Here is a 26,721-nt window from a genome sequence, read left to right as displayed (position 1 = left end):
CAGCGGAGGCTCTGTGAGCTTCCGCCGAAGCGTCGGCTGCCTCAGGCCGCCATGGCCTTGGTGAGGTTCTCGGACACCTTGTCGAGGAAGCCGGTGGTGGAGAGCCACTTCTGGTCGGCGCCGACGAGGAGCGCGAGGTCCTTGGTCATGTCGCCGGCCTCGACCGTGTCCACGCACACCTTCTCCAGCGTATCGGCGAACTTGGCGAGGTCCTCGTTGCCGTCGAGCTTGGCGCGATGGGCAAGGCCCCGGGTCCAGGCGAAGATGGAGGCGATGGAGTTGGTGGAGGTCTCCTTGCCCTTCTGATGCTCGCGATAGTGGCGGGTGACGGTGCCGTGGGCGGCTTCCGCCTCCACCGTCTTGCCGTCGGGCGTCATCAGCACGGAGGTCATCAGGCCGAGCGAGCCGAAGCCCTGGGCCACGATGTCGGACTGCACGTCGCCGTCGTAGTTCTTGCAGGCCCACACATAGCCGCCGGACCACTTGAGGGCCGAGGCCACCATGTCGTCGATGAGGCGGTGCTCATAGGTGAGGCCGCGCTTGTCGAACTCGGCCTTGAACTCGGCCTCGTAGACTTCCTGGAAGATGTCCTTGAAGCGGCCGTCATAGGCCTTGAGGATCGTGTTCTTGGTGGAGAGGTAGACCGGATAGTTGCGCAGCAGGCCGTAGTTCAGCGAGGCGCGGGCGAACTCGCGGATCGACTCGTCGAGATTGTACATGGCCATGGCCACGCCGGCGCCGGGGAAGCTGTAGACTTCCTTCTCGATCTTGGTGCCGTCCTCGCCCACGAAGGAGATGGTGAGCTTGCCCTTGCCGGGCACCTTGAAGTCGGTGGCGCGATACTGGTCGCCGAAGGCGTGGCGGCCGACGATGATCGGCTGCGTCCAGCCCGGCACGAGGCGCGGCACGTTCTTGCAGATGATGGGCTCGCGGAAGATCACGCCACCGAGGATGTTGCGGATGGTGCCGTTGGGCGACTTCCACATCTCCTTGAGCTTGAACTCTTCGACGCGGGCCTCGTCCGGCGTGATGGTGGCGCACTTCACGCCCACGCCGTGCTTCTTGATGGCCTCGGCGGCGGCGATCGTGACCTGATCGTTGGTGGCGTCGCGATTCTCGACGGAGAGGTCGTAATACTCGAGGTCGATGTCGAGATAGGGGTGGATCAGCTTGTCCTTGATGTACTGCCAGATGATCCGGGTCATCTCGTCGCCGTCGAGCTCGACGACCGGATTTGCCACCTTGATCTTCGCCATGGGACGGCCTTTCGCGACTGCTCAATGAGCCTTGGTAAAGCGGGGGAGGCGATGGCGACGGTTTCGGCGCCAGCCGGCCTCCGGCAAGGGCCGCTATAGCACCGGTGCAGTGCGGCGCAAGACGGAAACCCGGCTAATGCGGTGAGATCGTTTCTCACGCAGCGTCGACCGGGCTGCCCTGGCCCTCGACACGTCCGGCCGGCCTGTGCGAACAGAGCCGGCATAAGGAGAGCACATGCCGGGTTCGGGTACCGACAGCACCAAGCCGTGGACGGCCGGAGGGCCGCTCGTCATCCTGGTGGAGCCGCAGCTCGGGGACAATATCGGCTCGGCGGCGCGCGCCATGGGCAATTTCGGCCTGTCGCGCCTGCGCATCGTCAACCCACGCCAGGGCTGGCCGAACGACCGCGCGCGCACCTTCGCCGCCGGGGCCGACCGCATCCTCGACGAGGCCCAGCTCTTCCCGGACCTGCGCGCGGCGCTGCATGACGTGAAATTCGCCTTCGCAACAACCGCCCGCGAGCGCGGCATGGCAAAGACCGTGGTGGGAGCCGATGCCGCCGCCGCGGAAGCCCGTAGCCGCATGGCGGCGGGCGAGGAGGTGGCGCTGGTGTTCGGCCGCGAACGCACGGGGCTCTATACCGAGGAGGTATCCTTGTGCGATGCCATCCTCACCCTTCCGGTCAACCCGGCCTTCGCCTCGCTCAATCTCGCCACCTGCGTGGCGGTGACGGCCTATGAGTGGTCGAAGGCGGAAAGCGGCGGGGCCTTGCCCTTCGCGCCGCCGGATCGCTCGCCGCTCGCCGACAAGGGCGACCTTTTCGCCTTTTTCGACCATCTGGAGACGGCGCTGCAGACCTCCGGCTTCTTCCGCTCGCCGGAGAAGGCGCCCTCCACCATCCGCAACCTGCGCAACATTTTCCACCGCCTCGGCCTGACCCGGCAGGACCTCGCGACCCTGCATGGCGCGGTCACGGCGCTGGAGGAGGGGAGGGAAGGGCGCGAGGCCCGCAAGGCGGAGAACAACGCCCGTGCCGCGGCGCGCAAGTCCGGCACCGGCGAGGCCGGCTGAGCCGGCCTTCCAAAGAGATCGCCCCAAACGAAAACGGGCGCCCGCAGGGGCGCCCGTTCTCTTTTTGAAGGAAGGTCGATCAGACCGAGTAGTACATCTCGAACTCGACCGGGTGCGGCGTCATCTCGAAGCGCATGACCTCGGCCATCTTCAGGTCGATGTAGGACTCGATGAAGTCCTTCTGGAACACGTCGCCCTTCAGCAGGTACTCGTGGTCCGCCTCGAGGGAGGCGAGGGCCTCGCGGAGCGAGCCGCAGACGGTGGGGATCTGCTTCAGCTCGGCCGGGGGCAGGTCGTAGAGATCCTTGTCCATGGCCTGGCCGGGGTCGATCCGGTTCAGGATGCCGTCCATGCCCGCCATGAACAGGGCCGCGAAGGCGAGGTAGGGGTTCGCGCCGGGATCGGGGAAGCGAACCTCGACGCGCTTGGCCTTCGGGTTGTTGGTGTAGGGGATGCGGCAGGAGGCCGAGCGGTTGCGCGCCGAATAGGCGAGCAGCACGGGAGCCTCATAGCCCGGGACCAGACGCTTGTAGGAGTTGGTCAGCGGGTTGGTGAAGGCGTTCAGCGACTTGGCGTGCTTGATGATGCCGCCGATGTACCACAGGCAGTAGTCGGAGAGGTCGGCATACTTGTCGCCGGCGAAGAGGGGCTTGCCCTCCTTCCAGATCGACTGGTGCACGTGCATGCCCGAGCCGTTGTCGCCGAACACCGGCTTCGGCATGAAGGTCGCCGTCTTGCCGTAGATGTTGGCCACCTGGTGGATGCAGTACTTATAGACCTGCAGGTGGTCGGCCATGGTCACCAGCGAGCCGAACTTGAGGCCGAGCTCGTGCTGGGCCGAGGCCACCTCGTGGTGGTGCTTCTCGACCTTGGCGCCCATCTTGGCCATGGCGGCCAGCATCTCGGAGCGCATGTCCTGCGCCGAATCGATGGGGGGCACGGGGAAGTAGCCGCCCTTGGTCTTCACCCGGTGGCCGAGGTTGCCACCCTCATACTCGGTGTCGCCATTGGTCGGCAGCTCGATGGAGTCGAGCTTGAAGCCGGTGTTGTACGGGTCCGCCTTGAAGCGCACGTCGTCAAAAATGAAGAACTCGGCCTCGGGGCCGAAATACACCGCGTCGCCCACGCCGGTGGACTTGGCGTAGGCCTCGGCCTTCTTGGCGATGGAGCGGGGGTCGCGGCCGTAGGGCTGGCCCGTGGTGGGCTCGAGCACGTCGCAGACGATGGAGATCGTGGTCTCCGAGAAGAAGGGGTCGATGCAGGTGGTCGTCGGATCCGGCATGAGCAGCATGTCGGACTCGTTGATGGCCTTCCAGCCGGCGATGGACGAACCGTCGAAGGCGGTGCCCTCGGTCAGGAATTCCTCGTCGACCATGCCGATGTCGAACGTGACATGCTGCCACTTGCCGCGCGGATCGGTGAAGCGCAGGTCGACATATTTCACGTCCTCGCTCTTGATGAGGTCGAGGACGTCCTTGGCCGTCTTGGTCGTCATGGGGTTTGCTACCTTTCTGCTGGCCTGCAGTTCGTTTCTTGGACGATTTGTTTCGAACGCGTCAGATCGCGTCGAGGCCGGATTCGCCGGTCCGGATACGGATCGCCTCTTCGATGGATGACACGAAGATCTTCCCGTCCCCGATGCGCCCGGTCTGGGCCGCGCGGCGAATGGCATCGACGGCCCGGTCTACCATATCGTCGGAGAGGACAACCTCGATTTTCACCTTCGGCAGGAAATCGACCACATATTCGGCACCGCGGTACAGCTCGGTATGGCCCTTCTGGCGGCCAAAGCCCTTGGCTTCCGTCACCGTGATGCCTTGCAGGCCGACGTCCTGAAGGGCTTCCTTCACCTCATCGAGCTTGAAGGGCTTGATGATTGCCTCGATCTTCTTCATCCGCTCCGTCTCCCTGACCCGGTCCGCCGCCGCACGGTCGAGCCGCCTTTTGTAAGCATGATATGTGCCATGCCTTGCGCCATTTGCCCATGCAGAAGACGCGCAAGCGGGGCGTCCCGATGTGCCCAGTTAATAATCTAAACGATGAAATATTAGGCGTAGTTCTAGAGTTATCGCACGCCGACATGAGCATGATCTGAGCATCTGAGGACCGGGAAGCCGATGCACGCACTGCTTGATCCCAACGAAATGGCGCGCGCGGACAAATTCGCCGTCGAAATGGGCACGCCGTCCCAGACTTTGATGGATCGCGCCGGCACGGCCGTCGCCGATGCGGTCGCGCGATATCCCTATCCCACCCGCATCCTCGTGCTCTGCGGGCCGGGCAACAACGGCGGCGACGGATTCGTGGCGGCGCGGGTTTTGGCGCAGCGCGGCTTCAAGGTGCGGCTCGCCCTCCTCGGAGACCGGGACAGGCTCACCGGCGATGCCCGCCGCGCCGCCGAGCGCTGGCGCGGGCCCGTGGAGGAGCCGGCCGCTGTCGATCTCGATGAGGCGGGCGTGATCGTGGACGCCCTGTTCGGCGCCGGCCTCGCCCGCGACCTCGACGGCGCGGCCCGTGCGCTGGTGGAGCGCATGGCGCGGTCGGGCAGGCCGATCATCGCCGTGGACCTGCCCTCAGGCCTCGACGGCGCCACCGGCAAGGTGCGCGGCGCGGCGGCGCAAGCGGTGGAGACGGTCACCTTCTTCCGCCGCAAGCCGGGGCATCTCCTGGAACCGGGGCGCAGCCTGTGCGGCCGGGTGCGGGTCGCCGACATCGGCATTCCCGACGAGGCGTTGGACGCGATTCGCCCGCAGGCCTTCGTGGACATGCCCGACCTCTGGCGCGATGCCTTCCCGGTTCCCGCCTCCAGCGGGCACAAATACACGCGCGGCCACGCCGTCGTGGTGAGCGGGCCGGCCTGGACCTCCGGCGCCGCCCGCCTTTCCGCGCGGGGCGCGTTGCGGGCGGGGGCCGGGCTCGTCACCATCGCCCTGCCGCGCGATGCCCTGCCGCTTCAGGCGGCCTCCTACGCTGCCATCATGCCGCGCCCGGTGGACGGGGCAGGGGAGCTGGCGGTCCTGCTCGCCGATGCCCGCCTCAACACGGTAGTGCTGGGGCCGGGCCTTGGCGGTGGCGAGGAGGCACGGGCCAGGATCGACATCGCCGCGCCCGGCCGCCGGCTGGTGCTCGATGCCGATGCGCTGACCAGCTACGAGGGGGTGCCGTGGGCACTGGCTCAGGTGGCGGCGCGCACCGCCGGTCTCATCGTGACGCCCCATGAGGGCGAATTCGCCCGCATGTTCCGGGGCGACGCGGAGGTTCTGGAGGCTCCCTCCAAGCTCGCCCGCACCCGGGCGGCGGCCCGGCGACTGGGGGCCGTGGTGGTCCTGAAGGGGCCCGACACGGTGATCGCCCATCCGGATGGGCGCGCCGCCATCGCCGAGAATGCGCCGCCTTATCTCGCGACAGCGGGGGCAGGGGATGTTCTGGCGGGCATCGCCGGAGGCCTGCTGGCGCAGGGCATGCCCCCTTTCGAGGCCGCCTGTGCCGCGGTCTGGCTGCATGGGGAGGCCGCGCGGGAGGCCGGGCCGGGGCTGATCGCCGACGACCTCCCGGAGGCGCTTCGCGCGGTGTATAGCCGGCTATTTTCAATGATCGAAAAATCTTGACGCGGGCTAACGAATCAGATTGCGGAAAGAACCTCCGCCATCTCGCGCCAGCCAGTGCGCCGAGACAGCGCCGTCCGAAGACGCTGGCTGCGTCTGCGGCGGCGCAAAAGTTAAGTGGCTGGTTTTAATCGCTAAACTGTCAGGCCGTGACTTGATACGTGCCCGACCCAACGACCTCTCCGTCTCCGCCACGCTGGGCGGTGACGCTCCAGGTGCCTGGTGATTGGGCCAGAAGGGCCACCCTTACTGTCGCTTTAGCCGGCACAGGAACCGTGTCGTGCCACCAGGGCTTCCATCCGTCATCGAGGCCGTCGAGGAGGCGCACGGCGTGGCCGGCCACATGAACCGACACCGGAGCGTCGAGGCTGTTGGCCAGGGTGAGAACCATTGCCTTGCCTGACTTCACGGTCCCCAGCGAAGCGGGCGCGCCACTCTTCCCCCCGATGGGCAGTTCAACGCGTACCGCATCCTTGAGCGGAATTTCAGCCGGCAAATCATTCTGCGGGAGCGGAGTGGGTGGGCCGGAGGGCATGGGGCCGGCCGGACCGACCGGCGTGACAACGGCGAGCCGGATCGGCTCCTGGGCGGTCTCGATCTCGATAATGGTGGCGTCCGCATCATCGATGGTCGCCGCCACGTCCACCCGCCCGCCCGGCGCGATCTGGATCCGGCCGTCCTTCAACTCGAAAGGTTGGGCGACAGGCTGTCCGTCGATGGCAATGACATAGGCGGCCGGCCCCTTGAGCCGCAGCCGCAGGAAGAGCGGGGTCGCGTTCACCAGCCGCAGACGGCTGCGCCCACTGGCCGGGCCCTGGAAGGTGGGGGAAAACTCGCCGTTGACCGGGAAGATCGGCACCCCGCTCTCGGGCGGAAAAGACTGGATGAACAGGAGGTTGTCCGAAGCGTAGGCGGGCGCGCCCGGCTCGTCCACGATGAGCGCGCCAGACAGCGCGCGGCGGGCGAGGGCAGGGGAGGAGGCGTGGTACCAGTAAGTGCCGGCATCCTTCGGCGTGAGCCGGATGAGCTTGTTCTGCCCGCCCGCGACGGCAGCGGAGGCGGAAGCGGCTGCATCGGCCGGCAGCCGCACGCCCTGCCACGTCAGGCCCACGCTCTCCTTGAGCGCATTGGCGAACTGGATCGAAAGCTCGCTGCCCTTCTTTACGCGCAGCACGGGGCCCGGCAGGGAATCGTTGAAGAGCGCGAGGTTGCCCTGTCCGGCGATGGCCGGGCGCGTGCCCTCGGCGGCGGTGAGCGCCACCGGCGCGGCGGCCTGTCCCTGCGCCAGCGCCCATTCCGGCAGAATGGCACCGGCAGCGCCGGCGAACGACAGGGCCGCAGCCCCCTTGAGAACGGTGCGACGAGAGGGAATCGGCGTGCTCACGCTGCATCTCCTGGCAGGGTGGTGGGACCATGTTACGCGGCCGGAAAAAGGGCAAGCGGCTTTCCTGCTCAGCTTCGTGACGCGATCGACGGTCCGCCCGTGCCTCAAGGCATTCGGCGCATGGCCTCGCGCGAGCAGGACCCTGGCATTGCACGGTTTCCAGCCATCGGGCGAGGTCATCCGCTGGCGTAGGGCAGGGTCTGGATGCGGCGTCCTGCCGTGGCCGGGGCGGGGACCGTGAGAGCACGGCTTCCGGCGCCATTTTCTTGCTGCGCGACCGCGCGGGCATGATATAAGCCGCGACCCGAACGGCGCGTGCGGCCTCGTGCGCGAGCGGTGGAGCCGTGCCCGGAGGCGTCGTGCGCTCAAGCGCGTCGATGCCGATATCGGGTGCGATCTCCCTTCGCCGGCATGAATGGCTTGGGCGCGTCGGGCCTTTGGGTGCGACGGGCCTTTGGCGAGACGGGGCCGCGGGCGTGGCGGAACTGGTAGACGCGCGGGATTTAGGTTCCCGTGACGCAAGTCGTGGGGGTTCGAAACCCTCCGCCCGCACCAATGCCGCCGCATGTTCGCGTGCCGGCCGCCGCAGGGCGGGCTGGTCGGGAGCAGGTCCACCGTGCCGCGCGGCCTCCGGCGATTGCCGCGGGATGCCGGTGACAGCGCTGAATTCAAGTTACCGCGCCTGGCGCGATGAGGATGTGAAGGCAAGACGATGCAGGTGACCGAGACCGGGGCCGAGGGCCTCAAGCGCGCGTTCCGTGTGGTGGTGTCCGCCGCCGACCTCGACGCCCGGGCCGACGCCCGGCTCAACGAGCTCAAGGGCCAGGTGAAGCTGAACGGCTTCCGCCCCGGCAAGGTGCCCGTGGCCCATCTCAAGCGCGTCTACGGCAAGACCGTGATGTCCGAGATCATCGAGCAGACCGTCAACGAGACCAACGGCAAGATCGTCGAGGAGCACGGCTTCAAGCTGGCGCTCCAGCCCCGGATCAAGGGTCCGGAGGAAGACCCCCAGTTCCAGACCCTGCTCGATGGCGGCAAGGACCTCGCCTACGACGTGGAGCTGGAAATCCTGCCGAAGATCGAGCTTGGCAATTTCAAGGACATCTCCGTCGAGAAGCCCGTGGTCGAGGTGACTGACGCCGAGGTGGACGAGGCCGTGCAGCGCATCGCCGACGCCAACCGCCCCTTCGCGACCAAGGATGGCCCCGCCGCCGACGGCGACCGCCTCACCATCGACTTCACCGGCTATGTGGACGGCGAGAAGTTCCAGGGCGGCGAAGGCCAGGACATCGACGTCCTGCTCGGCTCCAAGGGCTTCATCCCCGGCTTCGAGGAGCAGCTCGTCGGCGCCAGCGCCGGTGAGAACCGCACCCTCAGCGTCACTTTCCCCGAGGGCTATGCCGCCAAGGAGCTCGCCGGGAAGGCCGCGACCTTCGAGGTGACCGTCAAGTCCGTCGATGCGCCCGGCGCGATCACCGTGGACGACGCTTTCGCCGCGACCCTCGGCCAGGAAAGCCTCGAGAAGCTCCGCGAGACCGTGAAGGCCCGCATCGCGCAGGAATATGCCGGCGCCGCCCGCCAGAAGGTGAAGCGCGCCCTGCTCGACGGCCTCGACGCGACCCACAAGTTCGACGTGCCGGAAGGCCTCGTGGAGCAGGAATTCTACGGCGTGTGGAGCCGGGTGAACGAGGATCTCGCCGCCCAGAGCCGCACCTTCGCCGATGAAGGCACCACCGAGGAAGAGGCGCGCCAGGATTACCGCCGCATCGCCGAGCGCCGTGTGCGCCTCGGCCTGGTGCTTGCGGAAATCGGCGAGCGCAACAATATCCAGGTTTCCGATGACGAGGTGACGCGCGCGGTGGTCGAACGGGCCCGCCAGTTCCCCGGCCAGGAGCAGCAGGTGTGGGATTATTACCGCCGCACCCCCGAGGCTCTGGCATCCGTGCGCGCCCCCCTGTTCGAGGAGAAGGTCGTCGACTTCCTCCTGGAGCTCGCCAACGTGACCGAGAAGACGGTTACCAAGGAAGAGCTCTTCAAGGATGACGAGGACGAGAAGGCGGCCTGAGGCTCGGGCCGCGATCCGTCCTGCGACGAAATCGCGCGGCACGCCGGAAGCGGCGTGCCCTTACCCGCGCCCTCCCATGCGCCCCCCGGGGGATTTAAGATGCGTGATCCTGTCGATACTTACATGAATTACCTGATCCCCATGGTGGTTGAGCAGACCAACCGTGGCGAGCGGTCCTATGACATCTTTTCCCGCCTCCTGAAGGAGCGCATCCTTTTCCTCACCGGCCCGGTCGAGGACGGCATGTCCACCCTCGCGGTGGCCCAGCTCCTGTTCCTCGAGGCGGACAATCCGAAGAAGGAAATCTCGATGTACATCAACTCCCCCGGGGGAGTGGTGACGTCGGGCCTCGCCATCTACGACACCATGCAGTTCATCAAGCCGGCGGTGTCGACGCTCTGCATCGGCCAGGCGGCCTCCATGGGCTCGCTGCTGCTGACCGCGGGCGAGAAGGGAATGCGATTCGCGTTGCCTAACGCGCGAATCATGGTCCACCAGCCGTCCGGCGGCTTCCAGGGCCAGGTGACGGACATCATGCTTCACGCGCAGGAAATCCTCAGCCTCAAGAAGCGGCTGAATGAAATCTATGTGAAGCATACCGGCCAGTCGTTCGACGCCATCGAGAACGCCCTCGAGCGCGACAACTTCATGACCTCCGAGGCCGCCAAGGAGTTCGGGCTTATCGATTCCGTGATCGACAAGCGCCCGACCGACGAGGTCAGCAAGGCCGCCTGAGGTTGAGCGTCAGCTTGGCCGCGGGAGGAGGCGGGGCGATAGCGATAGTTGGGCAACACGCCCGGCGTTCTCGCAATGCCCCACTTGCGTGCGGTGCAAGATCGCGCTTGCATGTCGTTAAGCCGGCATCGGATGCCGCGTTGTCGGCCCCCGCCTCATGGTGGGGGCCTTCGCGTTTCAGGGCCATGAACCGTCGGGGTCCGGACTTCGTAATAAGTCCCGGGTTCAGGATTGCGAAAGGTCGTGAGCAGACGATCGGCGGACGGCGCGACCTTCAGGTCGGCGGCGGCGGGTCCCTTGGTCTGGGGAATGTCGTCAGCCTGCCTTGATCGCGTCGCCTCAGGGTGATTGGCTTTTGGGAAGTGGATCACCACATTCGGGTTTGGCGAGATTTTTGCTTCGTGCAAACCCCATACGAGGCCCTGACGGGTCGGCCGGTCCAAATGTCCGGTTCGTGAGGGCACTAGGAGACGTGAGATGAGCAAGACCGGCGGCAGCGACAGCAAGAACACGCTTTATTGCTCGTTCTGCGGCAAAAGCCAGCATGAGGTCAGGAAGCTCATCGCCGGACCCACCGTGTTCATCTGCGACGAATGCGTCGAGTTGTGCATGGACATCATCCGGGAAGAGTCGAAGTCCTCTCTGGTGAAGTCGCGGGATGGCATCCCGACCCCGAAGGAGATCCGCAAGGTCCTCGATGACTACGTCATCGGCCAGGACCACGCGAAGAAGGTTCTCTCGGTTGCGGTGCACAACCACTACAAGCGTCTCAACCACGCCACCAAGCACGGCGACGTGGAACTGGCGAAGTCCAACATCCTGCTGATCGGGCCCACCGGCTCGGGCAAGACGCTGCTCGCGCAGACGCTGGCGCGCATCCTTGATGTGCCCTTCACCATGGCCGACGCCACCACGCTGACCGAAGCCGGCTACGTGGGCGAGGACGTGGAGAACATCATCCTCAAGCTGCTCCAGGCGGCCGACTACAATGTCGAACGGGCGCAGCGCGGCATCGTCTACATCGACGAGATCGACAAGATCAGTCGCAAATCCGACAATCCGTCCATCACCCGGGACGTCTCGGGCGAGGGCGTGCAGCAGGCCCTGCTGAAGATCATGGAGGGCACGGTCGCCTCCGTTCCTCCTCAGGGCGGCCGCAAGCATCCCCAGCAGGAATTCCTGCAGGTGGACACCACGAACATCCTCTTCATCTGCGGCGGCGCCTTCGCCGGCCTCGACAAGATCATCTCGTCGCGGTCCAAGGGCTCCACCTCCATCGGCTTCCAGGCCAAGGTGGCGCCGCCCGAGGATCGCCGGCCCGGCGAGGTGTTCCGTGAGGTCGAGCCCGAGGATCTGCTGAAGTACGGCCTCATCCCCGAGTTCATCGGCCGCCTGCCCGTGCTGGCGACGCTGGGTGATCTTGATGAGGAGGCGCTGAAGAAGATCCTCTCCGAGCCGAAGAACGCGCTGGTCAAGCAGTACCAGCGCCTGTTCGAAATGGAGAGCGTGGACCTCACCATCCACGAGGAGGCCCTCGGCGCCATCGCCCGCAAGGCGATCGAGCGCAAGACCGGCGCCCGTGGCCTGCGCTCCATCATGGAAGGCATCCTGCTGGACACCATGTTCGATCTCCCCGGCCTCGAAGGGGTCGAGGAGGTGGTGATCAGCCGCGAAGTCGTCGAGCAGAATGCGCGCCCGCTCTATATCTACGCCGATCGCGTCGGCGACGCGGGTGCCAGTGCGTGACGTGTCGGGCTCCGCGCCTCTCCCCAAGCCTTGCGGTTTCGGGAGAGGGCGGGACATGACCAGAATTCAGCCGGCCCGGGCTCCCTCCGGTCCCCGGCTGGTCCCGGTCGGGGCATGAGGCGGGAGATGACGGCCGGAGCCGTGGCGCCGGTCCGCCCTCTTCTCCGGGCATTCGCCTGCCAGGGCGGATCCCCCAAAGAGGTCAATGGTGTGCCCTTGAAACGGGCAGGTTGCGTGTCCATCTACTTTTCGAAAGTTCCGGTCTCGGGGGTCGGACCTCGTGCCTCCTGCGGCGAAAGCCGCTTCAGCATTGAAAATCCACACCCGTCTCCGGCCGCGTGCACGCGCGGCAACGCAGTTCTGCGCCCAAATCCAGCGCGTGCAGTTCTTGAAAGGATTGCGTCATGACGAGCCAGAAGCCGCGCCCGCCGCTCGTTGCCGGAGTGTCCCAGACCTTCCCGGTCCTGCCGCTTCGCGACATCGTGGTGTTTCCCCACATGATCGTTCCCCTGTTCGTGGGTCGCGAAAAGTCCATTCGCGCCCTCGAAGAGGTGATGCGCGGCGATACCTACATCCTGCTCGCGACCCAGGAGAATGCGTCGGATGACGATCCGGCCCCCGATGCCATTTTCTCGGTGGGCACGCTCGCGACCGTGCTGCAACTGCTGAAGCTGCCCGACGGCACCGTGAAGGTGCTGGTCGAGGGCGTCAGCCGCGCCCAGGTGACCCGCTATACCGATCGGACCGACCTCTACGAGGCCGAGGCCATCACGCTCGACGATGAGGTCGGTGACCGCGTCGAGGGCGAGGCGCTCGCGCGCTCGGTGGTCACCGAGTTCGAGAACTACGTGAAGCTCAACAAGAAGGTGTCGCCCGAGGTGGTCGGCGTCGTCAGCCAGATCGACGACCATTCCAAGCTCGCCGACACGGTCGCGTCGCATCTCGCGGTGAAGATCCCCGAGAAGCAGGGCGTGCTCGAGACCCTGAAGGTGTCCGATCGCCTGGAGAAGGTGCTCGGCCTGATGGAGAGCGAGATCTCCGTGCTCCAGGTGGAGAAGCGCATCCGGACCCGCGTGAAGCGGCAGATGGAGAAGACCCAGCGCGAGTACTACCTGAACGAGCAGATGAAGGCGATCCAGAAGGAGCTGGGCGACGAGGACGGCAAGGACGACCTGCAGGAGCTGGAGGACCGCATCAAGCGGACCAAGCTCACCAAGGAAGCCCGCGAGAAGGCGACGCACGAGCTGAAGAAGCTCCGCCAGATGTCGCCCATGTCGGCGGAAGCCACGGTCGTGCGGAACTATCTCGACTGGCTGCTGTCGATCCCGTGGGGCATCAAGAGCAAGGTCAAGAAGGACCTCAACTACGCCCAGGAGATTCTCGACAGCGATCATTACGGCCTCGACAAGGTCAAGGAGCGCATCGTCGAGTATCTGGCCGTGCAGAGCCGTGCCAACAAGCTCACCGGGCCCATCCTGTGCCTCGTCGGCCCGCCCGGCGTCGGCAAGACCTCGCTCGGCAAGTCCATCGCCAAGGCGACGGGCCGTGAGTTCGTGCGCGTGGCCCTCGGCGGCGTGCGCGACGAGGCGGAGATCCGTGGCCACCGGCGGACCTACATCGGCTCCATGCCGGGCAAGGTCATCCAGTCCATGCGCAAGGCGAAGAAGTCGAACCCGCTCTTCCTTCTGGACGAGATCGACAAGATGGGCGCCGATTTCCGCGGCGATCCGTCCTCGGCCCTGCTCGAGGTTCTCGACCCCGAGCAGAACCACACCTTCAACGACCACTATCTTGAGGTGGACTACGACCTTTCGAACGTCATGTTCGTGACCACGGCGAACACGCTGAACATCCCGCCGGCCCTTCTGGACCGCATGGAGGTGATCCGCATCGCCGGCTACACGGAAGACGAGAAGGTGGAGATCGCGCGCAAGCACCTGATCCCCAACTCGCTCCAGAAGCACGGCATGACCGAGAAGGAGTGGACCATCGACAACGAGGCCCTGCTCACCCTCATCCGGCGCTACACGCGGGAAGCGGGCGTGCGCAACCTCGAGCGTGAGATCTCCACCCTCGCCCGCAAGGCGGTGAAGGAGCTGATGCTCTCCAAGAAGAAGTCGGTGAAGGTCACGGGCAAGAACCTCGAGGACTTCCTCGGCGCCCCGCGCTTCCGCTACGGCGAGGTGGAGACCGAGGACCAGGTGGGCGTCGTCACCGGCCTCGCCTGGACCGAGGTGGGTGGCGAGCTGCTCACCATCGAAGGCCTCATGATGCCCGGCAAGGGCAAGATGACGGTCACAGGCAACCTGCGTGACGTGATGAAGGAGAGCATCTCCGCAGCCGCATCCTATGTGCGCTCGCGGGCGGTGGACTTCGGCATCGAGCCGCCCCTGTTCGAGCGGCGCGACATCCACGTGCACGTTCCCGAGGGGGCGACCCCGAAGGACGGTCCCTCGGCCGGCGTCGCCATGGCAACCGCCATCGTGTCGGTGATCACCGGCATCCCCGTCCGTCGCGACGTGGCGATGACCGGCGAGATCACCCTGCGCGGCCGGGTGCTGCCCATCGGCGGCCTCAAGGAAAAGCTCCTTGCGGCTCTGCGCGGCGGCATCAAGAAGGTGCTGATCCCCGAGGAGAACGCCAAGGACCTGGCGGACATCCCGGCCAACGTGAAGAACGCGCTGGAGATCGTGCCTGTGTCGCGCATGGACGAGGTGCTGGCCAACGCGCTGGTTCGCCCGCCCGAGCCCATCACCTGGGAAGAGCGGCCGGTGAACAACCCGCCGGTTGCCGACGAGGACAACGCGGGCGTGGTCGCCCACTGACGAAAACCAGGCCGGATTGTCCGCAACCCGGCCTGTATCAACAGTTTCTGAACATTTTTAGAGGGCGTGTCGCCGCCATCTCCGGACCTTCGGGGAGCGTGGTGCGCGCCCTCAATCTTTTCAATGACTTAGCAGAGCCCGCGGGACGCTCCCTCCGCTCGCTCGCTCCTTTGCTGTTCGCAGGCGCACAGCGCAAAATCGTGCATTGGTGCGGGTTTGGCGCCGATCTCGCTTGCAAAAGCCTTATTTTCCGTGATGCTCGCGCCGTTCGTTCGGGGCTCGCCCTGCACGATTCGCGTTCTGACAACGGAAGGAAAGGTCAGATGACCACCAAGAACGAACTGATCGCCGCCGTGGCCGAAGAGGCGAAGCTGACGAAGACCGCTGCGGCTGCGGCTGTGGACGCGACCTTCGACATCATCGCCAAGGCGCTCAAGGATGGCGAGGAAGTCAAGCTGATCGGTTTCGGCAGCTTCTCCGTGGTGACGCGCGCTGCCCGTGAAGGCCGCAACCCGCGCACCGGCAAGCCGGTGAAGATCAAGGCTTCCAAGGCGCCGAAGTTCACCCCCGGCAAGGGCCTCAAGGAAGCCGTGAACGACTGATCGGGCCTTGCGGCCCGGACGCACGCTGCGCCGGCCGCGATCGCCGCTCCATGTGCCTCTCCGGACGGATGTCCGGCGGGCTATCCGGACGCTCCCGGCCCGGCCGTACCGGGCGGAGCGTCCCCGATCCGGCAAGCTACATTGCCGCCTGGCTGATTGCCGCCTGTCGGAAGACGCATCAAGCAGGTCGTGCCCTTCGCGCTTTCCGGTGTGGCACCCGCTTCCCAGAGACGGATCAAGCCCGCAGCGCCCCGTAAACGCACCCGTCGTGCGACGGGTCCATGGCGCGCGGTTTCTGCCCCAGGACTTCGCGCGGGGAATTGGACCCGACATTCGCACGTTGCGGGATCCCTCCCGATAACGGCCGGCCCCACGCCATGCCGCCCATCAGGATGCCTGCCCTTGCCGCTGGGGCCGGAGCGGATTATAGCGCGCAAAGGTCCTGCGACGACCGGGCGGTTAGCTCAGTTGGTAGAGCATCTCGTTTACACCGAGAGGGTCGGCGGTTCGAGCCCGTCACCGCCCACCATGTCCAGCCCCACCGCTTTCCTTCGTGACCCTGATGATTCCGGCCGCGGCGCAAGCCTCCCCTGACGGTGACAGGTGCGCCCTTGCGGCGTCCTCGGCGTGTCGGAATCCCCATCTCCGCGCCTGCCGCAAAGCGTTGCGGTTGCGCGGTTTTGCGGAGCCTGTGGACAACTTCCCGGCAAAAAATGCGCGGCTTGCTTGACTTGGGCGGAGGGGTGCCGTACCACGCCGCTCTCCTCGGCGGTCGGCAAGACCTGCCGCCGGTTCGGGGGTGTAGCTCAGTTGGTTAGAGCGCCGGCCTGTCACGCCGGAGGTCGCGGGTTCGAGCCCCGTCACTCCCGCCACTTCGATATTCTCCCATATCCGACCGAATAGACAGCCCCCACAGGGGTGCCGCTGTGTTGCGTCGTTGCAATGACATTGCTGCGCAACCATCCTAGGATCGCCGGGATTCACGGGAGGGGCGATGTCGGGCGTCCGGGTGCTGCTTCTCTATCCGCGGTTCGCGCAGGCGAGCTTCTGGCGCAATCTGGAGCTGGCGCGGCTCAAAGGCGCCCGCTGCATGGCTCCGCCTCTGGGACTGATCACCGTCGCCGCGCTGCTGCCCGCCCACTGGGAGGCGCGGCTGTGCGATCTGAATGCCCGCCCGCTGGACCCGGCCGACCTCGCATGGGCGGACGTTGTTTTCGTGAGCGGCATGCTGCCCCAGCGCCAGGAGGCGCTGGCCGCCGTCGCCGCCATGAAGGCGGCGGGCAAGGTCGTGGTGGTCGGCGGGCCGGATGTGTCGTCCAGCCCCGAAGCCTATGAGGCAGCCGATTTTCGTGTTCTCGGCGAGGCGGAGGCCACGCTCTCCGCTTTCGTGGCGGCCTGGGAGCGGGGCGAGCGCACCGGCCTCATCGCCGCGCCGGACGAGAGGCCGGACGTGACCCGGACGCCGGTGCCGCGCTTCGATCTGCTCCACCTGCCGGACTATCTGTTCGTGGGCGTGCAGTTTTCCCGCGGCTGCCCGTTCACCTGCGAGTTCTGCGACATCATCGAGCTGTATGGCCGGGTGCCGCGCACCAAGACCACCGAGCAGATGCTCGCGGAGCTCGATGCCCTTTACGCGCTCGGCTACCGGGGCCATGTGGATTTCGTCGACGACAATCTGATCGGCAACAAGAAGGCGGTGAAGGCTTTCCTGCCGCATCTTATCGCGTGGCAGCACGCGCACGGTCACCCGTTCCACTTCTCCACCGAGGCCTCGCTCAACCTCGCGGACGATCCGGCGTTGCTGGATCAGATGGCGGCGGCCGGATTTTATCTCGTCTTCGTGGGCATCGAGAGCCCCGATCCGGAGGTGCTGCGCTCCACCCAGAAGAAGCAGAACACCCGGCGCGACATCGCCGCCAGCGTCCACCGCATCTATGCGGCGGGTATCGTGGTCATCGCCGGATTCATCGTCGGTTTTGACAATGAATCCCCCGACGCGGCGGACGCCATGGCGGAGTTGATCGAGGAGGCCGCGATCCCGGTGGTGTCGCTGGGCCTCCTTTATGCGCTTCCCGACACCCAGCTCTCGCGCCGGCTGGAGCGGGAAGGGCGGATGTTCCCGCTGCGGGAAGAGGATTTCCGCAATGGCGACCAGACCAGCGCCGGGCTCAATTTCGCGACCCTGGAGCCACGGGTCGACGTGCTGCGGCGCTATCGCGAGGTCTATGCTCGGGTCTACGCGCCACGCGCCTTCTTCGGCCGTATCCGCCGGCTGTCGGAACTCGTCGGCCGTCAGGAGGGTGCGGTCAAATCTCCCGAGCCGCCTCCGCCACCGGCCCCCATCGACATCAGGCAACTCGTCGCCGATCTCGGGCGGCTGTTCGGCGTGCTCGCCACGGTCACCTGGCGCCATCCGCGCACGGCGGTGCATGTCTGGCCGGTGGTGCTGCGCGGGCTGAAGCGGCTGGACAGGCTGGAGCAGTTGCTCTCGCTGGCGCTGTTCTACATGCACCTCGGGCCATTCTCGCGGAAATTGGTGCGCGATATCTCCCAGCAGATCGCCGAGATCGAAGCCGGCGCGTGGGTGGATCCCCGCGCGGCGCAGCCGGCGCAAACCCCGCTGCGCGCCGCAGAATAGCCCGACGTTCCAAGCATTCAGGTTGACGCCGGCCTTCCCTTGGGTTCAATCCGGGGCGCGCTCCGGACTGGTCGGCGCTGCCTCATACTTCGGTCTTGCCATGCGCCGTCTTCGCCGTTTCGCCCTGCCCCTGATTGCCGTGGCGTTGTCCGTGCTCAGCCCCGCCGCCGCGTCGGCGGCCGGCGGCTGCACCGCGCGCCCGTCTCCGGCCCTGTCCATGCCGGCCGGCGTGAAGGCGCTGAAGGACGGCCAGCCGCTGCGCATCCTGGCCATCGGCTCGTCCACCACCGCCGGCGCGGGCGCATCGAGTTCGGACCAGACCTATCCGAGCCAGCTGGCCCGCCGTCTGGCGACGCTCATGGGCGAGGGGCGCGTCACGGTGATGAATGCCGGCGTCTCGGGCGAGACCGGCCCGTCCACCCTCGCGCGCCTGGAGGCGCTGGTGAAGGCGCAACCCGCGCCGCATCTGGTGATCTGGCAGGTGGGCACCAACGATGTCATCTTCGGCGGCGATCCCACCCGGCTGCGCGCGATCGTTACGCAAGGCCTCTCGGCCATCGCGGCCGCGGGCGCGGCGGCGATCGTGATCGACCAGCAGTATTTCCCCGGCATCACCGATGTCGCGCGCTACGAGAGCTTCGTGGACGCGGTGGATTCCACGACGGTCGGGCGTGGCGTGCCGCTCCTGCGCCGCTACGCCATGATGAAGCAGTGGGCCGCGCAGGATCCGCAGGGCTTCCGCAAGACGCTCGCGTGGGACAGCTTCCATATGAATGACGCCGGCTATACCTGCCTTGCGGACGCGCTTGCGCCGGCCATCGTCGCCGCCTCGCGGGTCAGCGGCGGAAACGCCGCCATGGCGACCCCGGCCGCCCCTGCGAAGCCAGCGCGCTGAGCATCGCGCCCGGCGCGCCGGCCCTCGTTTCGTCCGGGTATCAGGCGGCCGGGGCGGTCCGCGCAAGCCAGTCGCGCATGGCGGACATGTCCGCGGGCATCAGGCCGTGACCGCCCGGCAGCACACGATGCTCCACGCGGGCGCCGCGCGCGCCGAGCTGGGCCGCGAGGCGGGCCGCGTTCGCCGCCGGCACGATCGGATCGGCGGAACCCGAGAGCAGCAGCACCGGCGTTCCGGCGATAGAGCCGGCAGGCGGGTTCGCGAGCGGCACCATGGCCCGCAGCAGCGCCGCGCCGGAGAGCGCGTCCGGACGCAGCATCAGCATCGCCGCGGCGATATTCGCGCCGTTGGAGAAGCCCACCGCCACGGGGGCAGCCAGACCATAGGCGGCGCGGGCCTCGCCGATGAAATCGGCCAGCTCGTTGGCGCGCCGCACCACGTCCTCCTCGTCGAAGACGCCTTCCGCCAGCCGGCGGAAGAAGCGGGGCATGCCGCCTTCGCTGATCTTGCCGCGCGGCGACAGCAGGGCCGCGCCAGGCGACAGCATCCGGCCGAGGGGGAGAAGATCGTTCTCGTCGCCGCCGGTGCCGTGGAGCAGCAAGAGCGGCGCGGCAGACGGATCGGTGGCCGGAACGAAACGGTGGGTGAAGGAAAGGGGACCCCGCGCGGTGGCGGCGGGGCCCAGGGGCAGGGCGGTCATTGAAGTATTCCTTGCGGCCCGGCCGCGGGAACGGCCGGGCGATGATGGGGGTTCGGGCCTTTGCTCAGGCGACCTGCGGGAGAACCCGCTCGATCTCGGCGCGGTGCGCCTCGTACTGGGCCGGCAGCTTCAGCGCCTCGCCGAGATGCTCGGGCGCCTCGTCCACGGCGAAGCCAGGATCGTCGGTGGCGATCTCGAACAGGACGCCGCCGGGCTCGCGGAAGTAGACGGAGCGGAAGTAGTTCCGGTCCCGCTGCTCGGTGACATGGCGGCCGTGGCGGGCCGTCAGCTTCTCCACCATCTCGGCCTGTGCCGCGTCGTCGGCGGCGCGGAAGGCGATGTGGTGGACGCTGCCGCGTCCCTGCCGGCCGGAGAGGAAGCCGCCGGCCTCGCGGATGTCCACGATGCCACCGACCGCAACCCCGGGCGCCCGGTAGCGGATGCGGGTGCCCTCGCGACCGGCCTCTTCGAAGCCGAACACGTCGGTGAGGATGTCCGCGGTGGCGCCGGCCTCCTTCAGGAGGAGGGTCACGGAATGCATACCGCGAATGGCGTGCGCCTCCGGCACCTCGCCGCCGCCCCAGGCGGGCTCGGCCTCGATGCCGGGGACGCCGACGAGGGCGATGCGCATCCCGTCCGGGTCCTTGAAGGCGATCACGGTCTCACCGAAGCGCTTCTCCGGCAGGTCCGGTGACAGGCCGGCGGTGACGAGCCGCTCCGTCCAGTAGCTCACGGCGGCCTCCGGGATACGGAACGCGGTCTCCTGCGTCTCGCCCACGCCCGCCCGGCCGATGCCGGCCGCCTCCCAGGGGAAGAAGGTGAGGATGGAGCCCGGCGAGCCGGCGGCATCGCCGAAATAGAAGTGATAGGTGCCGGGATCGTCGAAATTGACGGTCTTCTTCACCAGCCGCAGCCCAAGGGTGCGGGTGTAGAAGTCGAGATTGCGGCGGGCCGGGCCGGCGATGGCGGTCACGTGATGAAGTCCGATGCTGCGCATGGTCTGCTCCTGATCCTCTGGGCGGCACCCCGGCCGCCGTTGAGACCAATCTATGCAAACAATTCCCGATTTAAAGTTCTTACTCATTGCATTAACGCAATGTCAGAATGCGACACGCGTTGGTTGGCGGAGGCCATGCCGTTGCGAAATGAGAGCGAAACACGGGTGGGCGGTATGATCGTGGCGTCTTGCGGCGACGCCTGTGACAAAAATGCTTTTCTCTCCCGGAAATGCGCATGAATCCTTGGCTTGTGCAGCCACCTGGAATCCCCTTCCGACACACGCAATGGTAAAGATCGCTCCACGGGCAAGGGGCGGGGCCTTGCCAGCAAGAGCCGGATGGTCAGGCATGCTGGTAAAGCGGTACATTACTCGGGCGTCTCGCTCGGGCAGGGGTGGTTTGTGCGCGTGGGCGTGCAGGCGCGGAATCGTGCTGACTGTGGCGCTGGGCGCGCTGTCGGCGCCGGCGCTGGCAGCGCAGCAGACCGCGCTGGCGGACTCCGATCCGGAATTCAACACTCTTTTCGACCAGTCCCTGAAGCGTCCGGCGGACGTGGAACTGGCCTTCCGGCTCGCGCGGCGCGCGGTGGAGGTGGGTGACTACGAGGCCGCCATCGGCGTCTACGAGCGCATCCTCTTCTACAATCCCAGGCTGGTGCGGGTGCGCCTGGAGCTGGCGCGGCTTTACTACCGGCTCGGTGCGTATGAATCCGCACGCGCCTATTTCGAGCCCATCGCCCAGTCGCCGGAGCTGTCGGGGCAAGAGCGGGACAACATCGCCGCCTATCTGGTGGAGATCGACCGCCGCCTCGCCACCAGCCAGTGGAGCTTCTACGGACAGGTGGGCGTGCGCTACCAGTCCAACGCCAATTACGGCCCCTCCAGCCGCCTCGTGATCGGCCAGGATGTGGGCGCGCTCCTGCCGCCGAGCGCCGCCGCGCAGGCGGATGGCAATGCCTTCGCCCTCGCCTCCATCCGCCACGTCTACGACTTCGGCAACCAGCGCGGCGATGTCTGGGAAACCAACCTCAATCTGTATTATTCGCAGCAGTTCCAATTGCAGCAGCTGAACCTCGGCTTCGCCGAGTTCAACACCGGCCCGCGCTTCGCGCTGGCGCCGGATGCGCTGCCGGGCTCCTCCATCCGCGCCTATGTGCTCGCCGGCGGCGTGACGCTGGGCGGGGACGGCTATCTCGGCACCTACGGCGCGGGCGCCTCGCTCTATCTGCCGTTCAGCGCCTGGTTCGGGCTCGAGCCGTTCGTGGAGATCCGCCAGCGCGACTACCAGTCCTCGCGGGATTATCCCACCGCCTCCTTCCAGAGCGGCGACATGTGGACAGTGGGCGGCAACGCCTTCGGCCGCATCACCGACGACTGGCGCTGGCGCGCGCGCCTCTCCTACAACGATGCCTCCGGCGAACTGCCCTGGCTCTCCTACAACACCTTCGCGGTGGACCTCGCGGCGCCGTTCGAGTTCCAGGGCCTGTGGGGCGTGCGCCGCTGGATCGCTATCCCGAGCGTCGGCTACTCGCGCTACAGCTACGACGCGCCCAACCCCTTCATCTCCAAATTCATCACCGAGCAGGACAACCAGTATCGGGTCGGCCTCGCGCTTGACGTGCCGATCCACGAGCAGTGGGGGCTGCTGACCCAGGTCCAGTACAGCTGGTCCACCTCGACGCTGCCGAACTATGCGTTCGACAATTTCAGCGTTTCCATCGGCCCGAACGTGCGGTTCTGAGGAGCAACGCATCATGCCCATCAGCACCCCCGCCCGCCTCCTGGCCCGTCTCCTGGCGTCCGTCGCCTCCCTCGCCATCGTGGCCGCCACCGGCCCCGCCCTCGCGCAGAACAGCGTCGGCACGGCCGCGGCGGTCAACCCGCGCTCCACCGGCAACGCCGGCTCGGGCGTCCGCACGCTGGAGCTTGGCGCCAGCATCATCCACCGCGAGCGCATCGAGACCAGCTCCGCCGGCAGCGTGCAGGTCCTGTTCGTGGACAAGACCACGCTGAACATCGGCCCCAACTCGAATCTCGTCATCGACGAGTTCGTCTACGATCCCAACGCCAAGGCCGGCTCCATGGCGCTCACCCTCACCAAGGGTGCGGCGCGCTTCGTCGGCGGCAACGCCAGCCACACGGGCGGGGCCGAGGTGAAGACGCCGGTGGCGACCATCGGCATCCGCGGCGGCGTCGCGGCCGTCATCCACCGCGACGGCGAGACGACGGCCATCCTCCAGTTCGGCACCCTCACCGTGGTGGGGCCGGGCGGGGAGACGGTGGTGATCCGCCGCCCCGGTTTCATGGTCACCGTCGGGCGCGGCGGCATGACGGGTCCGGTGCGCGTGTCGCAGGCCCAGATCGATGCGGTGATCGCCCAGACCCGCAGCCAGACAGGCCAGAACGGCGGGCGGCCCGGCCCCATTCCGGACATCACCGGCCTCGACCGGGGCTCCAGCCACCCGTGCGGCGTGCCGGTGCAGGGCCAGACCACCATGGACCTCGCCGCGGCCACGTGCCGTTCGGTGAACACGCAGCTCCAGGGCGAGGCGGACACCATCGCCCAGCAGGCCTCCCAGCAGAACCAGAGCAACGTCGTCATCCCCATCACCCCGCCGCCCTATGGCTACGGCAGCGGCGGTGGGTTCCCCGGCGGCTATGGCGGTGGCGGCGGCTTTCCGGGCTTCCCCAACCTGCCGACCTTCCCCGGCTTCCCGGGCTTCCCCGGTGGCGGTGGTGGTGGCGGCGGCGGCGGCGGACCCATCGGCTACTGAGCGAGCTTAAAGGAGCGCGCGGCAGCGCTCCGTCAGCGCGTCCAACGGATCGCGGGCGGCGAGTTCCGCCCGGTGCATCCTGCCCGCAGCAGCTGCGACCAGCGCCATGTCCCCGTCTTCCAGCGCTGCCAGCACCGGCTCCACCGCGATCCGCGCATTGGGATGGAACAGGGGGAAGTTGCGGCTGAGCCCGGCGGCCGCAAGCGCTTCGCCGTTCAGCCAATGCTCCACATGCACCGAGAAGGTGACTTGCGGCACGCCTGCCGCGAGCGCATCCGCTGCCACGCCGGCGCTGCCCTGGTGGATGAGCAGGCGGCTTCGGGCCATGGCCTCCGCCATGGAAACCGGTCGCCCATGCACCGTTGCCCCCGCAGCCGACAGTGGCGCGAGCCATGACGGATCGACCCCCGGCACGTAGATCTCCAGCCGCGGGGCCAGAGCCATCAGCACGGCGGCCACGTCCGGGCGCGCGGCCACGTCGGTGTGGATATAGGCAAAGATGGTACGGGTACCGGGCGAGGTCTCGCGCATCGTCTCGGCCATGACAGGCCCCTCCGCCTGCCGGCTGCGGAGGTCGGCATACGGGTCGAGCAACTGAAAGCTGCGCACGAAGGCGTCGTCGCCGGTGAACAGGGCGCCGATGCGATCGATGGGGGCAAGCCCGGTCTGTGCCAGCGCGGTGTTGACCGCCGCGACGACCTCGTCATCGGTCTGCTGGGACGGCATGAAATCGTGGAATACCGGCATGGCTTCCAGGTCCGCAGGCGGCAGGCAATAGGCCGTGCTCGCCTGCATCACCGGACAGCGCCCGCGCGCGGCGAGGCCTGCGAGGGGGGCATAGTCGCAGACCATCAGGTCCGGCCGCTCGGCGGCGAGCATATCGAGCCATGCGCGCAGCACCGGCCGCACGCTGTCCGGATCGCGCAGGCCGACGCGGGCGAGGCTATCCGTCAGGGTGGCGGAGGCGGGGATGTGATCGCCCGGACGCGGAGCGGGGGCGGGCCATGGCGGCGCCTGGATGAGGCGGATGCCGGCCTCGATCAGAGGCCCGGCGTTCTGCAGGTGGCGCACGGCCGCCACAACCTCGACGCCGGCATCAGCGAGCCGCCGGCCGAGGCGTGCCAGCTGGATGGTGTGGCCGAAGCCCGCGCCCTGCTCCCAGGTGAGCAGTACCCGCCGCGTCATCGCCGCTCCTTTGATTGACCTCTGGTGGAGTGGCCCAAGCCGCGGCGCCTGTCCAGCAGCGGTGGCGGGCAAGCCCGCATGCTGAATATATAAGCAATACGCCCATCTTGAGGGCAGCCGCCAAGTGCCTCATCGTGCGGCAATCGGCGATCCCAGCCGATGCGGGCGCACTCGGCCTGCCGCAGCGGTGTCTCGGGCCGCTGGCATGGCCGTTGCAGTCCACCGCAGCGAAACCGAGGAGCCTTTTCATGAGCCTGATGCGTTCCGTTTTCGCCGCGGTCCTCGCCACCCTGGCGGCGGCGCCGGCGCTGGCCGAGACCGACGTGAAGTTCGCGCTCGACTGGAAGTTCGAGGGGCCGTCCGCCCCCTATTTCGTGGCGCTGGACAAGGGCTACTACAAGGCCGAGGGGCTCAACGTGACCATCGACAGCGGTCCCGGCTCGGTGGCCGGCATCGCGCGCGTGGCGGCGGGCACCTATCCCATCGGCTTCTTCGACATCAATTCGCTGATGAAGTTCCGCGACCAGAACCCGGACAAGAAGGTCGTCGCCGTCCAGATGGTCTATGACGAGCCGCCGTTCGCCATCGTCAGCCTGAAGAAGACCGGCATCGCCAAGCCCAAGGATCTTGAAGGCAAGATCCTCGGCGCGCCGGCACCGGATGGCGCCTTCGCCCAGTGGAAGGCCTTCGTGAAGGAGAACGGCATCGACGCCGAGAAGGTGAAGATCGAGAATATCGGCTTCCCCGTGCGTGAGCCCATGCTGGCCGACGGCAAGGTGGACGCCATCACCGGCTTCTCCTTCTCCTCCTTCTTCAACCTGCGCCAGAAGGGCGTGCCGGCGGACGACATCGCGGTGATGCTCATGTCCAAGCACGGCCTCGTGCTCTACGGCAACGCCATCATGGTGAACCCCGACTTCGCCAAGGCCCATCCCGAGGTGGTGAAGGGCTTCGTGAAGGCGACCATCAAGGGCATCATCGACACGGCCAAGGACCCCAAGGGCGCCATCAAGTCGGTCATGAAGCGCAACGAGACGGCTGACGAGGCCATCGAGCTGGCCCGCCTCGAAATGGCGCTGAAGGACAATATCGTCACCGACTGGGTGAAGGCCAACGGCACCGGCGACGTGGACCCGGCGCGGCTGGCGAAGTCCATCGAACAGGTAGGCATCACCTACGACTTCAAGGCCAAGCCCACGGCGGCAGACATCTTCACCAGCGAGTTCCTGCCGCCCGCGAGCGCGCGGAAGATGTGAGGCCATCTCGTACCCCGGACGCATGCAGCGTGAGCGGAATGCGAGCCGGGGTCCAGCGCAAGGGTGCGCCGAAGGCGGCCTGAATTGAGGCAGCCGGGGCGATCGCCGGCTTCGCCGACCTTTCTCCTGGACCCCGGATCTGCGCTCCACCTGTGGTGTCGCTTGTCCGGGGAACGGTCGACGCAGAACCGAAAGGCCTTCCCGTGATCGTCCTCGACAATGTGACCCTCACCTATCCCGGCCGCACCGGCCCGGTGACGGCACTGGCCGGCACCACGCTCACCGTGCGCAAGGGCGAGTTCGCGGCGGTGGTGGGGCCGTCGGGCTGCGGCAAGTCCACGCTGATGAAGCTTGTCACCGGCCTTATCCGGCCAACCTCCGGCACCGTCTCCATTGACGGCAAGGAGGTGAAGGGGCCGGTGAAGGTGGCGGGCATGGCCTTCCAGCACGCCAATCTCCTGCCGTGGCGCACCGTGCTGCAGAACGTGATGCTGCCGCTGGAGATCGTCGAGCCCTATCGCCGCCGCTTCTCCCGCGACAAGGCCGCGTTTCAGGACAAGGCCATGGCGCTGCTCAACGTGGTGGGCCTTGGCGCCTTCGCCGATCGTTTCCCGTGGGAGATGTCCGGCGGCATGCAGCAGCGCGCCTCGCTCTGCCGCTCGCTCATCCACCAGCCGGCGCTGCTGATGCTGGACGAGCCCTTCGCCGCGCTGGACGCCTTCACGCGCGAGGAATTGTGGTGCGTGCTGCGCGATCTCTGGCAGGAGTTCGGCTTCACCGTCATCCTCGTCACCCACGATTTGCGCGAGGCGGCCTTCCTCGCCGACACCATCCATGTGATGAGCGCGCGCCCCGGCCGCATCGTGGAGACGCGGCAGGTGCCGTTCCCGCGGCCGCGCGATCTCGATGTCTGCTATCGGTCCGAATTCACGGAACTGGTGCACGAACTGCGCAACAAGATCGCCGAAGTGCGGCAGGCGGCGTGA

Annotated in this window: 20 protein-coding genes and 3 tRNA genes; 16 read left to right on the top strand and 7 right to left on the bottom strand. The window is 67.1% G+C overall.

Annotation, left to right across the window (positions count from 1 at the left end; genetic code table 11):
* Positions 1–41: 41 nt before the first annotated feature.
* A complete protein-coding gene (locus tag J2126_RS00290; protein ID WP_209483060.1) occupies positions 42–1,256 on the bottom strand; it encodes an NADP-dependent isocitrate dehydrogenase in 1,215 nt (404 codons plus the stop codon).
* Positions 1,257–1,491: 235 nt separating this feature from the next.
* On the opposite strand from J2126_RS00290, the gene J2126_RS00285 reads away from it, so the two are divergent.
* Positions 1,492–2,328, top strand: coding sequence for an RNA methyltransferase (locus tag J2126_RS00285; protein ID WP_209483058.1), 837 nt, complete (start codon positions 1,492–1,494; stop codon positions 2,326–2,328).
* Between the two features lie 79 nt (positions 2,329–2,407).
* Here J2126_RS00285 and glnA read toward each other — a convergent pair whose 3' ends face one another.
* Both glnA and J2126_RS00275 read right to left on the bottom strand, forming a co-directional pair.
* Positions 2,408–3,823: a type I glutamate--ammonia ligase gene (glnA, locus tag J2126_RS00280; protein ID WP_209483056.1), complete on the bottom strand. Its 1,416-nt coding sequence runs from the start codon at positions 3,821–3,823 to the stop codon at positions 2,408–2,410.
* A gap of 61 nt (positions 3,824–3,884) precedes the next feature.
* Positions 3,885–4,223: a P-II family nitrogen regulator gene (locus J2126_RS00275; RefSeq protein ID WP_012115561.1), complete on the bottom strand. Its 339-nt coding sequence runs from the start codon at positions 4,221–4,223 to the stop codon at positions 3,885–3,887.
* A 222-nt stretch (positions 4,224–4,445) separates the two neighbouring features.
* On the opposite strand from J2126_RS00275, the gene J2126_RS00270 reads away from it, so the two are divergent.
* Positions 4,446–5,936, top strand: a complete 1,491-nt coding sequence (locus J2126_RS00270; RefSeq protein WP_209483054.1) for an NAD(P)H-hydrate dehydratase — start codon at positions 4,446–4,448, stop codon at positions 5,934–5,936.
* A 139-nt stretch (positions 5,937–6,075) separates the two neighbouring features.
* On the opposite strand, the gene J2126_RS00265 is transcribed toward J2126_RS00270, so the two are convergent.
* Positions 6,076–7,317 (bottom strand): multicopper oxidase family protein, encoded by a 1,242-nt coding sequence (locus J2126_RS00265; protein ID WP_209483052.1) that lies wholly within the window; start codon positions 7,315–7,317, stop codon positions 6,076–6,078.
* A gap of 470 nt (positions 7,318–7,787) precedes the next feature.
* On the opposite strand from J2126_RS00265, the gene J2126_RS00260 reads away from it, so the two are divergent.
* The 10 genes from J2126_RS00260 to J2126_RS00215 all read left to right on the top strand — a co-directional run bounded on the left by J2126_RS00260 (position 7,788) and on the right by J2126_RS00215 (position 18,823).
* A tRNA-Leu gene (locus J2126_RS00260) sits at positions 7,788–7,872 on the top strand.
* A 157-nt stretch (positions 7,873–8,029) separates the two neighbouring features.
* On the top strand, positions 8,030–9,382 hold the full coding sequence (tig, locus tag J2126_RS00255; protein ID WP_209483050.1) for a trigger factor: 1,353 nt from the start codon (positions 8,030–8,032) through the stop codon (positions 9,380–9,382).
* 99 nt (positions 9,383–9,481) lie between these two features.
* Entirely contained in the window at positions 9,482–10,117 is a 636-nt protein-coding gene (locus J2126_RS00250; protein WP_209483048.1) for an ATP-dependent Clp protease proteolytic subunit, read from the top strand.
* A 477-nt stretch (positions 10,118–10,594) separates the two neighbouring features.
* Complete coding sequence (gene clpX / locus J2126_RS00245) at positions 10,595–11,863, top strand: ATP-dependent Clp protease ATP-binding subunit ClpX (protein ID WP_024278720.1); 1,269 nt, start codon at positions 10,595–10,597, stop codon at positions 11,861–11,863.
* A gap of 404 nt (positions 11,864–12,267) precedes the next feature.
* The gene (gene lon, locus J2126_RS00240; RefSeq protein ID WP_209483047.1) at positions 12,268–14,688 is read left to right on the top strand and encodes an endopeptidase La; all 2,421 of its coding nucleotides are present in this window, start codon (positions 12,268–12,270) and stop codon (positions 14,686–14,688) included.
* Between the two features lie 323 nt (positions 14,689–15,011).
* Entirely contained in the window at positions 15,012–15,290 is a 279-nt protein-coding gene (locus J2126_RS00235; protein ID WP_024278722.1) for an HU family DNA-binding protein, read from the top strand.
* A gap of 453 nt (positions 15,291–15,743) precedes the next feature.
* Positions 15,744–15,819: transfer RNA gene (locus J2126_RS00230), tRNA-Val, on the top strand.
* Between the two features lie 266 nt (positions 15,820–16,085).
* A tRNA-Asp gene (locus J2126_RS00225) sits at positions 16,086–16,162 on the top strand.
* A 122-nt stretch (positions 16,163–16,284) separates the two neighbouring features.
* Positions 16,285–17,928 (top strand): B12-binding domain-containing radical SAM protein, encoded by a 1,644-nt coding sequence (locus J2126_RS00220; protein ID WP_209483045.1) that lies wholly within the window; start codon positions 16,285–16,287, stop codon positions 17,926–17,928.
* A 100-nt stretch (positions 17,929–18,028) separates the two neighbouring features.
* Positions 18,029–18,823: an SGNH/GDSL hydrolase family protein gene (locus J2126_RS00215; protein ID WP_209483043.1), complete on the top strand. Its 795-nt coding sequence runs from the start codon at positions 18,029–18,031 to the stop codon at positions 18,821–18,823.
* Positions 18,824–18,863: 40 nt separating this feature from the next.
* On the opposite strand, the gene J2126_RS00210 is transcribed toward J2126_RS00215, so the two are convergent.
* Both J2126_RS00210 and J2126_RS00205 read right to left on the bottom strand, forming a co-directional pair.
* A complete protein-coding gene (locus J2126_RS00210) occupies positions 18,864–19,523 on the bottom strand; it encodes an alpha/beta hydrolase (protein ID WP_209483041.1) in 660 nt (219 codons plus the stop codon).
* A gap of 64 nt (positions 19,524–19,587) precedes the next feature.
* Positions 19,588–20,520 carry a ring-cleaving dioxygenase gene (locus J2126_RS00205; RefSeq protein ID WP_209483039.1) on the bottom strand — a complete coding sequence of 311 codons (933 nt, stop codon included), beginning with the start codon at positions 20,518–20,520 and terminating at the stop codon, positions 19,588–19,590.
* A gap of 430 nt (positions 20,521–20,950) precedes the next feature.
* Between J2126_RS00205 and J2126_RS00200 the strand changes: the two genes are divergently transcribed.
* The gene (locus J2126_RS00200) at positions 20,951–22,261 is read left to right on the top strand and encodes a tetratricopeptide repeat protein (protein ID WP_209483037.1); all 1,311 of its coding nucleotides are present in this window, start codon (positions 20,951–20,953) and stop codon (positions 22,259–22,261) included.
* Positions 22,262–22,274: 13 nt separating this feature from the next.
* Positions 22,275–23,294: a FecR family protein gene (locus tag J2126_RS00195; protein WP_209483035.1), complete on the top strand. Its 1,020-nt coding sequence runs from the start codon at positions 22,275–22,277 to the stop codon at positions 23,292–23,294.
* A gap of 6 nt (positions 23,295–23,300) precedes the next feature.
* Here J2126_RS00195 and J2126_RS00190 read toward each other — a convergent pair whose 3' ends face one another.
* Positions 23,301–24,479 carry a hypothetical protein gene (locus J2126_RS00190; RefSeq protein WP_209483033.1) on the bottom strand — a complete coding sequence of 393 codons (1,179 nt, stop codon included), beginning with the start codon at positions 24,477–24,479 and terminating at the stop codon, positions 23,301–23,303.
* A 248-nt stretch (positions 24,480–24,727) separates the two neighbouring features.
* On the opposite strand from J2126_RS00190, the gene J2126_RS00185 reads away from it, so the two are divergent.
* Positions 24,728–25,735 carry an ABC transporter substrate-binding protein gene (locus J2126_RS00185; RefSeq protein ID WP_209483031.1) on the top strand — a complete coding sequence of 336 codons (1,008 nt, stop codon included), beginning with the start codon at positions 24,728–24,730 and terminating at the stop codon, positions 25,733–25,735.
* 203 nt (positions 25,736–25,938) lie between these two features.
* Positions 25,939–26,721, top strand: a complete 783-nt coding sequence (locus J2126_RS00180) for an ABC transporter ATP-binding protein (protein ID WP_209483029.1) — start codon at positions 25,939–25,941, stop codon at positions 26,719–26,721.

Origin of the sequence: Xanthobacter flavus (genome assembly GCF_017875275.1) — a bacterium.
Classification (GTDB): domain Bacteria; phylum Pseudomonadota; class Alphaproteobacteria; order Rhizobiales; family Xanthobacteraceae; genus Xanthobacter; species Xanthobacter flavus_A.
The sequence above is the reverse complement of the archived record's forward strand: the minus strand, read 5'-3'. Positions and strand labels throughout refer to the sequence as shown.